Annotated in this window: 8 protein-coding genes; 2 read left to right on the top strand and 6 right to left on the bottom strand. The window is 39.3% G+C overall.

All coding sequences use genetic code 11. The features are described 5' to 3' along the window. The 6 genes from IH879_14440 to IH879_14415 form a co-directional block, all read right to left on the bottom strand. A partial coding sequence (locus IH879_14440) for a hypothetical protein (protein MCH7676133.1) occupies window positions 1-508 on the bottom strand: 508 nt, incomplete at its 3' end. Further along, the gene (locus IH879_14435; GenBank protein MCH7676132.1) at window positions 508-1887 is read right to left on the bottom strand and encodes a tetratricopeptide repeat protein; all 1380 of its coding nucleotides are present in this window, start codon (window positions 1885-1887) and stop codon (window positions 508-510) included. The genes IH879_14440 and IH879_14435, both read right to left, overlap by 1 nt. A gap of 140 nt (window positions 1888-2027) precedes the next feature. Further along, entirely contained in the window at window positions 2028-2867 is an 840-nt protein-coding gene (locus IH879_14430; protein MCH7676131.1) for a hypothetical protein, read from the bottom strand. Between the two features lie 33 nt (window positions 2868-2900). Then, window positions 2901-4448, bottom strand: a complete 1548-nt coding sequence (locus tag IH879_14425; protein ID MCH7676130.1) for a hypothetical protein — start codon at window positions 4446-4448, stop codon at window positions 2901-2903. A 2-nt stretch (window positions 4449-4450) separates the two neighbouring features. After that, window positions 4451-5215 carry a PEGA domain-containing protein gene (locus IH879_14420; GenBank protein MCH7676129.1) on the bottom strand — a complete coding sequence of 255 codons (765 nt, stop codon included), beginning with the start codon at window positions 5213-5215 and terminating at the stop codon, window positions 4451-4453. Window positions 5216-5336: 121 nt separating this feature from the next. Then, window positions 5337-6272: a sugar transferase gene (locus IH879_14415; GenBank protein ID MCH7676128.1), complete on the bottom strand. Its 936-nt coding sequence runs from the start codon at window positions 6270-6272 to the stop codon at window positions 5337-5339. Between the two features lie 674 nt (window positions 6273-6946). On the opposite strand from IH879_14415, the gene IH879_14410 reads away from it, so the two are divergent. Continuing rightward, window positions 6947-7228, top strand: coding sequence for a hypothetical protein (locus tag IH879_14410; protein ID MCH7676127.1), 282 nt, complete (start codon window positions 6947-6949; stop codon window positions 7226-7228). Window positions 7229-7272: 44 nt separating this feature from the next. After that, complete coding sequence (locus IH879_14405; GenBank protein MCH7676126.1) at window positions 7273-8310, top strand: class I SAM-dependent methyltransferase; 1038 nt, start codon at window positions 7273-7275, stop codon at window positions 8308-8310. The last annotated feature ends 437 nt before the right edge of the window (window positions 8311-8747 follow it).

The raw sequence follows: 8747 nt of genomic DNA, 5'->3' as shown, positions 1-8747 counted from the left end.
GTTTAACACCTCGCAATACTCTCAGTTTTTGCTCGAAAATTGCCAGGATGAACACGCTTGAAAGGATTAAATAAATCAAGAAAAAATGCCCGGCTGTGCTGAAGGTCATGACAGAGTTCGCCGCCGGGTTCTTAATAAACAAGAATTGCCAGATTGGGTTCAGCAGCAGAAATACACAGCTTATAACCCACTGGGAAATTAAGGCCGGTCTATATTTCCTGAGACTGTCTTTGCCGTTGGATTTTCCCCAAAGCATCGCCAGGTTCGTACACAAGGGCGTCAAAACAGCCAGAGAATAAATGACAAAACTTCCGCCGAGCAACTTGCTCTGTTGAAAGCTATCTGTAGCAAGAATAACGGTGCCAATTTGCAGCAAAACAATCCATGGAGTACAAAAAAGAGTGATCTTTTGCAGCGACGACTTTTGCCGTTTGAATATTAAACCCACCGCCAGGATAGCGCAGGTTGATGCAGTTAAGATTGGAATAATTAATGCCAAATAATTCATTATATTCGTTTTTGAATACTCTCTATCCTGTGCTGTATCTTTTCGACGATGGGATGATCCGGAAATTCTTGCGAAAAGTTTTCATAAACGGCAATGGCTTTTTTGAAGTCATTTAATTCTTCATAGATTTGTCCTAAAAAAAGATAAGAGCTAATGGCTGTTCTCGAGCCGGGATGAACTGTTCGCAACGAGGTCGCCGCTTCAGCAGCCTCGGGCCATTGTTCCTGGACAGACAAGCAATAAATGATGAACTCCTGGGCAGTAACCGCCAGACCTGTTTTCGGATATTTTTTGATAAGACGCTGGTAATGCGCAATGGCTTCTTGAAAGGCTGTTTCCGCTAAATTTGCTTTGCCCTTTCGACGATAGTAATCAGCAATATAAACAGGCACATTAAGCCCTTGAAAAGTTAAAGGATGATTTTCCTGTACCCAGCGATATTCGACAAGCGCTCTCTCCCAGGTACCTTCCGCTTCATAGGTCGACGCCAGGGTTAGTTGTGCAGCCGCACATAAATTTGTTTCATTCGGATACTTTTCGATGATCTGGGTCAGCAGCTCCCTTGACTGTTTGTAATTGCGTTTCTTAACTAAAAGCCGGGCTTTTGCAAAATGAACATACGCTTCAATTTTATGCTCCTGATATTTTCTTAGCAATCCATCAAAAATTCTATTCGCAGTATTGAGGTCATTCAAGCCATCCATATAAGTATTACCCATGGATAATAAAATGCTGGGAATCTCTTCCCTATCTGGATAGTCTTTAGCGAGTTGATTCAGTGTATTGAGCATCGGGCGCCATTGCTGCTGGTCGGCATAAATCGAGGCTTTGTAATACGAGGCAACAAAGGCAGCGGGTGATTTAGGCCATTCTGCAACCACGGAGTTATAATAACTAAGCGCATCGTCATACAACGCTCTGTCATTTACCCGGGGCTCACTGGAGCGCTTTAACCGTGCGACTTTCAGAGGTAAATTTAAAATATTCTGATTGGGTTTAAATGGATCATCTATCTTCCCATAGCTGTCTAGCAGCGTTTGATATTCAAAAATCGCTTTATTAAGATTATAAATTCTCTCATTGCTCCTGGCGTTTGCAAAATGGACAATTGAGCCAAATGTTTTATCATCCGGGTATTTAGTTAAAAACCGTTCATAGACCTCGATGGCGGAGTGAATCTCACCTTGAAGCAACCAGAGCTCGGCAATTGCAAGGTAACTTTGTTTCTTTATATTTTCAATACTCCTGGAAGAGCTGACCTGAGCGTGTTTGGACAAAATTTGCTCGTAGGCAGCGATGGCAGCTTCATAATCGGATGGTGCGGCAATTCGCGGGTTGATCATGACCGTCTGGTATAATTTCCCCGCTTTGAATAACATTTTTTCTGCCTGGTATTGGTTTTTTGTCGAGCTCTTGGAAGAACAGCCAATAGCAAATAAAACAAATACCGAAACAAAAATGTGGACAAAAGTATATTTCATGACATTTTTCATTCTTTTATACTCGTAATTTTAGATCGTTAACTTCTTTCTCTAACCGAAAGAAAATATCTTGTGACCGTTCCCACGAGAAAATAGTTGGCGAACACTGAGATTAAAATACTTAAAATTAAAACCGCTGCCACCATTTCAGGAGAAAATTTCGAGACTAAAAATTGTGTCTTGCCGGATAAAAGATCGATGGGCATTCTGATCAAATTGGGAATGCCGATCAATAGAATACTTATTAATGGATACTTCTTAAACATTGATAAACTCTTTACAACGGCTTTGCCAGGTCCGGCATTTTCCAGAACAATTAATGCCGTAGTATACACAAAAAATGAGCCAACAATGATTGCAATAAACGAGGTGGTAAGTTGCAAAGGTAAATTCCCTGCTCTGGTAAAAAAGTAGACCTTGCTTAACAGTGCCGGAACACCAATAAAAATAGCCAATAAGGCGCCTGTTTCAACAATCCAGACCGCAAATAAAATTAAATAATGCGGCATTGTCCTGTTCAATCCTTTACCCAGCTTGACAGGTTTATTGCGATAGCTCATAATAAAAAGATTCGTCGTTGCACCTACCAAAATCACACCGATCACGCCACTAAGCAGAAGGTTTACCCAGAAAAATAATGCCGGAAGAATAAGAAAATTATTTGGATAATGCAGAGCTGGTTCACCAAAAAATTTCTGAATAATGGGCACCAAAAACGATGAAAATGGGGGATAAGCAAAAAACATCAAGATGAAGACAAATAAAATTTGCAGCACTGCATAGAGCATAAAGAGCAAGATGATCTTACCCTGTTTCAACGATGCAAAACAATTTTTCGACGCCAGAAAATAATTTCTAAATTGATTTGAAATTTTCATAAATGTTCGTCTTTCTTAAAGTCTGATATTTTTTTAATTAATCCTTCCCATAACTTCGTTACTGCCTGTGGACAGACCACCTTTGTCGAACACTAAGACACGATAGTAATAATCTGTACCTTGCTGAATATCAGAATCGTCATAAGATGTATTGAGCGAGCTACTAATGATAATGATGGGTGCTTGTAAGGTATCCACGGGAGTAGATTGCGATCGATAAACTCTATAAGAATCAAAATCGTTTTCCGAATTTCGCGACCAGGACAACCGTAGGGTTGAACCGCCAATTTGTATAGGTTGTGCAAGCGTGACGGACTTCGGGGGTTCATTTGCTAAAGTTGTCCCGCTAACTTCATTGCTCGCAGTATCGAGTCCGCTAGTGTCAAAAACATACAAAACGTAATAATAAGTCGTGTTCTCATCCAAACCGGTATCAGTAAGACTGAGAGAAGATTGGGTTTCGATAACTGAGACCAAAGTTGAATTCATCGTTACGCCGGGAGTCAAGGACCTGTATAATTTATAACTGGCGAAATCTGCGTCACTATTTTGCGTCCAGGATATGCGCAAAGAAGTGCTCGAACCCTCGATAGTTTCCGGTGTTAAAAGGGTGATACCCCTGGGTGGATTCTGAATTGTGACGGCTCCCTCTGACTCCCGAGGTTGAGCAACGTTGCCTACTCTATCATGGAATCTTCCAGTTATTTTAACACTGGCGACTTCAAGAGCTGAAGGAATCTGGAAGTTACGTTTATAAACGCCGTCATCTTCGATATCATCACCGCTTGTACCGTCATCGAAAAGTGGGATATTTCTTTGTGCATCGCCGATATCTACAAAAGCGGTGCCATTGGTTTCCCCGGCATTTAAAATAAAGTGTATTATTTCACCTGCAGATTTAGGTTGTCCTCCAGTGTTTTCAGTAAATTCGATTATGACGGCTTTGGTGTCTAAAACAATAGTGTCTGTCGCCGGTTCGAATGATTCGTTGTCATCCGCATCTCTGAATTTAGCTGAAACAGTCTTTTCGCCATCATTTTCAGTTAAAGTCCAGGTTTTGGCTGGAGAAAAAGTCTCCCATTGCGAATCTGGAAATGAGGGTTCATTACTGATTTGCATGAAAGCTGTTCCCTGCGGAGCGATCAACGTTAACTCAACTGAGCGACTATTCGTGAATTCGTTGCCCGAATTTATAAAAACACCAAAGATGGTTGGTGAAACAGGCCTGGAAATGGTTCTCGCGCTTTCAAAGCCATTCTTGACGGCGACGACGCCATAAGTATAAAGACTGGCGTTATTCACATTTATGTCTGTATAGGTCAAAGCCTTGGTTGAATCAATTTTAATGAACGTGGTATCTGTGGAAGATTGCCGATAGATATTGAAAATGTCGATTTCTCCCGCTTGCGGATGTGACCATATCAAAACCACAACACCGTCTCCAAGCGAGATCTTAAGTGAGGAGGGTTGACCGGGATAAACGCTTTGATCGAACTCAGTAAGCCCGATATCATTGCTGCAATAAATATTCAACAGACCCGTGAATAAGAGAAGACCATATAACTTGGCGCCAAAACTCATTTCTAAAGTCCTAACTCCATATGGAACATAATCTTATTGTCTGAGAAATTAGCTGACAGATACTGACCTGCTCTACCAAATTTATTTTTAGGTGATTTTCCTTTAGAGAAGAAAAGCAATGAATCAAAAATATTATAAATCCAAAATCCGATCGTTGTGTAAATCATGGCATTTTTGAAGTCTTGTGCATTCCGGGCTTCCTTCTGTTCCTTTTTTGCCATTAAATGAGCACTTTCAGCCTCTTCAAAATTCATTTCTACCTTTTTAAATCTATCGTATGCTTGCTCAAACTCTCTTTTTTCATCATTATAATTATTAACCGCAATCAAAGTAACTAGACCTAAAGCAAGCTGACCAGAACTCAGTAACACACCCTTTAGAGCATTTTGACCATAAAACTGTCCCCACCCGGGTATGACGGTAGACCTCAGCATCGATTTGAACGATGTCCTCTTTTTGAGATAAATTGTTATACGATTAGCCCCTCGTTTAGCCAACTTAACATCACCACGAAATCCTTCGTAACCTTCTTTTCGTGCTTTAATTTTGTATTTCCCAAAGAGTGAATAAGGTATGACAAACGGTGTTCTTCCGATAAAACTATAATTGCCGACAATTTCTATATAGGCGCCCTGTGGCTGGGAGTCTACTAACAACTTCTTAGAATTATTGCTATTCCTGTCATTTTGTGCATATAATTGTGAAAAGCTTAAAAAACTGCAGAATATTGAAATTGGAAATAAAATAGTCAGCACTTTGAACTTCATTAATAAATATCCACGTTAAGATCAGCATTATAGCCCACAGATAATGACGGATTTGCTCTTGTAATCCTTAATTAATTAAATAAGAAAGCCAAAATCGAACTTATAAAACCGTAAAATTGGTTTAACTGCTATTATCAGGTTTTGAAAAGAGCTTTTTTACGGTGTCCCATATGATTTTGCAATCCGTTTTTATCCCATTGCTCTCAATATACTGTAGATCATATTTAAGTTTCTCATTTACGCCTTCAATAGAACGATCATACCCACAACTAATCTGTGCCGGGCCAGTTAGCCCGGGTTTAGCATCAAATCTTCGCTCATACTGCGGTATTGCAACCTTTAGTTGACTAATAAATTCTGGTCTTTCAGGTCTGGGGCCCACCAGACTCATATCTCCCTTCAGAATATTGATAAACTGCGGGAGTTCATCTAAATGATAAGGTCGCAGGAACTTTCCAAGCTTTGTAACCCTGGGATCGTCATCAATCTCCCAAACCGGGCCGGTCTTATTTTCGGCGTTTTGTTTCATGCTTCTAAACTTGTATACCATGAACGGTTTCCCCAGACAATCTGCATTTCTTCTACTCATCTTTCTTCTTTCAACTTCTACACATATCGAAATCGCCCGTCTTTCCCGCTTTCTGTGATTCTTGCCAGTCCTGAATTGCTGATACAAAATGCTACCCTTTGAATCAAATTTGATCAGAACCGGCAAAATGATAAACAATAGTGAAGTCAGCATTAAACCGATCAGTGAGCCAATCAGATCAATGCATCTTTTAACGATCTCTTTGGACAAGTGCAAAACCTTTGAAAAATGTGTATATTCAAGTAACTTTCGGGGAATAAAAAGTAGGACAAAAATCAGGATCCCAAGAAAGACGTGTGGTACAATATATTTGCAATATATGCGTTTTAGGAGCTTGGACCTCTTAACATTTCCAGACTGATTCTTCGCTGACGAATAGTCAGTTTTAACTAGACCTTCATGAATTATCCATAGCTTAGAAAGAGAACTCTTGGATTTGATCGTTGCAGGGCTGAGATTTATAGTCATTTTACCTCCCTCAGGTAAATGATATGCTATTCCATGAATTCTGCTACAAGGTTAATTAATTTTGGAAACAAACTACACTCGGGTTCGCATAAATTTTGACGTATCGAATTTAAAGTGGCCAACAAAATCTTTAACCTTTTTGTCGACCCCCGTTCTGTTATACATCGGTGTTAGTGTGTTATACATTTTGCGTTAAATTGTAGTTACACACACACTTTTCAAAATGCGGACATTTTTATTCTTTTTTTTCGGGATGTTTCAATAAAAAAAATGGGAGACCTCACTCTGGTTAACCCGCCTCAAAATAAAATGTAACCCAACGGGTTTAATTTTGGCTAATGTTTTTGTTCATTTAAATTTTTTAACATCTTTGATAATGTGTTTGATTTTAGAAGCCAGTTGTTTTTATAAATGAGAGGGGTCGAGCTGCTTAAATTCTGGGATAGAAACACTTTAGTTTGTTGATGCCCATAATTATGTTTCCCTCCTCTTTTTTTTGGGTTACACAAATTATGAGGCAACGACATAATTTTCAAATTGCTTCGGTTACCTTTTTTATGAGTCAATCCGTTAAAAACACTCCGGTTAAAAACTACTTGACATTTTGAAACAATTTTGCCTTATTGTTATTACGGAATTTACAGTCCTCGATCTAGATGCGTGGGGGAATAATTATGTGGAAAGAAATCAAAAATTATGCACTTCTTTGGGACAGCAAAAAGCGTAAGGGTATTATTAAAGTTATGCTGGTTGATGACGTTTATTATAAGATAGTAGTTAAGTCCGCAGAGGAACTAAATGCAATTGGGAATATCTTAAGGGAAGAGAAGAATTTGAACTATAACATAATTTCCGGCCAAATAGCATGCGGTTGGAAACCCTCAAAAGATGAACAAGAATTCAATCATCTTGCACAAAAAAAAAATGAGATTTTATTTCGCAAATTAAAAACATGAGGCCTGCATTATAGTCTATAAGTCTGAGTAGTTCAAGGCACAACATGAATAACCATTCCTCCAAACTGGATGATTTGTATCTCGAATCCTATGAACTGGATACGAGCGAACTGACCCCCACCTATAGAAGTGATCTCCGTACCCGACCTCCGGACATTTTTATCGATGAAAGCAATCACGACTGGTCTAAGCTTAGCTGGAAGGATGTAGGGAAACCTTTGTCGATCGAAAATTTTTCTAAAGGTAAAAGAGACTGGGAGAGGAAGTATGGAAAAAAAATGTCAGTGCCCACTCAATGGCAACATTTTAATCGCAAAGTCCATGAACTTTTTACTACAGATTTATTTCAGAAGCGGGCTGAGGTCAGGAAAAAATACTTAATTAATTTGCTTACCCTTAAGATAAAGCAGGCGGATCAAACTCTACGCGAAGCAATTCGATTTAACATTTGGACGCATCTCCACCAAAAAGAGGATGCTTTATGGGATCCTCGTGGTAAACGTGCTGTTTTTGAAGGCCTTGACGTCAATCGCCCTAATATCTTATTACTGGGCGCTGGGGATGGTTACGATGCTATGCAGCTGCTGGCAATGTATCCCGGCGCCCACGCTATCCTGGTCGATTATGATAATTTTGCTGACACCGATCGGTTTGGCAAATTTCCAGAAAGATATCCTTTTTTAGGGAAGGACCCAAAAACAGGATATTGGAATGTCTCCACTAAAGATGAATTCGACATAGATTTTGAAGTGAGTGACATTCAAAAATTGAAGTTTGGTAGAGAATTCGACATTGTAATCAGCGCAGGGCTCATAGAGCACTACCCTGATAAGTATAAGCCACTTGCATTTCACTTTCACCGCCAATTTCTTAAACCTGGGGGCTATGCTATTATGACATCAACGCGGAACCAGTTTCAATTACGCATGTTTTACAAATTATTAGGTGACGTGATAAATTACAGCTACCGTGAGCTTATGACCGCGCCCCAATTAGCACTCTATGCTTATAAAAATAGCTTTCAAATCTTAAGGTGCGGCAGTATCAAAGCATACAACTTTGTGGTTGCAAGAGAGCGTTAAAAGTCTTAGAAATTGCCAAAGTTATTCTATTAAAAAACAATGCTTTCTCGTTTAGGGAACTAGTTCTCATTAAACACTTGTGTTTTCAATGGTTGTACATATCTTTCCATAATTGGGCACACCATCAATTGCCACCCTTAGTGACGAGATCTCTTGCAGAGGATTAAGATTCAAGACTGTTAAGTTGTAATAATATTATGCTTGAACTAAGATGATTTAATCGTTGATTTCGATATGAAAACCGCTTTCGTTGAGGATACATCCCTCTATCAATGTGCGTGAATGTCCATTAAGTCTCCCAAGCCCATCATCTTATTCTATAAATCTGATACTTAGATTTTCTCATTTGCCGCTTTTTCTGTTTTTGAGAAACTCCCTATGTAACTATTTTTCGTATTTATAACCATAGTAATTATAGTCATAATAATACGGGAGGG

The sequence above is a fragment of the candidate division KSB1 bacterium genome, from assembly GCA_022562085.1.
GTDB lineage: Bacteria > Zhuqueibacterota > Zhuqueibacteria > Oceanimicrobiales > Oceanimicrobiaceae > Oceanimicrobium.
The sequence above is the reverse complement of the archived record's forward strand: the minus strand, read 5'-3'. Positions and strand labels throughout refer to the sequence as shown.